1 protein-coding gene is annotated in these 966 nt (G+C 46.6%); it reads left to right on the top strand.

What is annotated here, in order from left to right; genetic code table 11:
* A partial coding sequence (locus B5F35_RS18195; RefSeq protein WP_087243089.1) for a GNAT family N-acetyltransferase occupies nt 1-747 on the top strand: 747 nt, incomplete at its 5' end.
* Nucleotides 748-966: the final 219 nt, after the last annotated feature.

Raw genomic sequence — 966 nt, 5'->3', positions numbered from 1 at the left:
CGGTGCTTCTATCTGTTCTTTCATCGGAATGGACGGGACATCGGCTTTGCCATGCCGGTCATTTACACCTCTGAGGATGGAAAATGCTTTGTCATGGAGTATTGCGTGTATCCGGAATACCGTGGAAACGGGACGGGGAAGCATTGCGCCAAAGCCCTGTTGGATTGGGCCAAGGAAAAAGGCGCGCTTTATGCGGAACTGAATTATGGCGGTGATATGCGGCGAGAGCGTTTTTGGCAGAGTTTAGGATTTGTAAAAAATGGTTTTGATGAGTGGGGAGAGCCGTTGATGATTCTGCCTCCCAAAGATGAACTGCCTTTCACCGTGGAAATTTTGAATGACCCAACAGATTGGCAGCTTTTAAAATTGGAAAATGGTTTCAAAAAAGAAATTGGAGAAGAAGCCCTGACAAAAGGACATCAGAAGCAGCTTCAGCAAGCTGTCAAAGAAGGGAAGATTACCTTCTTTATCGCCAAACGTGGCTATCGTGCTGTTGGCATGTGCAGCGTCGCTCCATGCTATTCCACGTTCTCTTGCTCGAATACGGGCGTTTTTGAAGATTTCTATATTGAGCCTGTTTTCCGAGGCAAAGGGCTTGCGCGGAAATTAGCGCAAGCGGCACAAACCTGGTGCAAGCAAAATGGCATAGCAAGCCTAACCGTGTGCTGTGCTCCGTGTGATGAAAAAATGTATCAGGCACTTGGATTTGATATTTGTCTGGGAACAACGTTTGCACATACAGATTGAATAACTGATACAAGAGCGGCGACTTGGTACTCCAAGTCGCCGCTTATTCATAAACTTACCGTTCGTAACTTCCGGTCATCGTGATGTGCCAGCCAGTCTTTGCCACCTTATCAAAAATAGCACCTTTCAGAAGCTGCGGGTTTCGAATGACGCTTCTTAGACTGATTTTGCAATTTGATACTTCATGCGATTGCCGTATTTTGCAGACCGAAGCAACCC

Origin of the sequence: Anaeromassilibacillus sp. An200 (assembly GCF_002160025.1) — a bacterium.
Classification (GTDB): Bacteria; Bacillota; Clostridia; order Oscillospirales; family Acutalibacteraceae; genus Caccousia; species Caccousia stercoris.
Note: the sequence above shows the minus strand (reverse complement) of the source record. Positions and strands in the feature narration are given on the sequence as shown.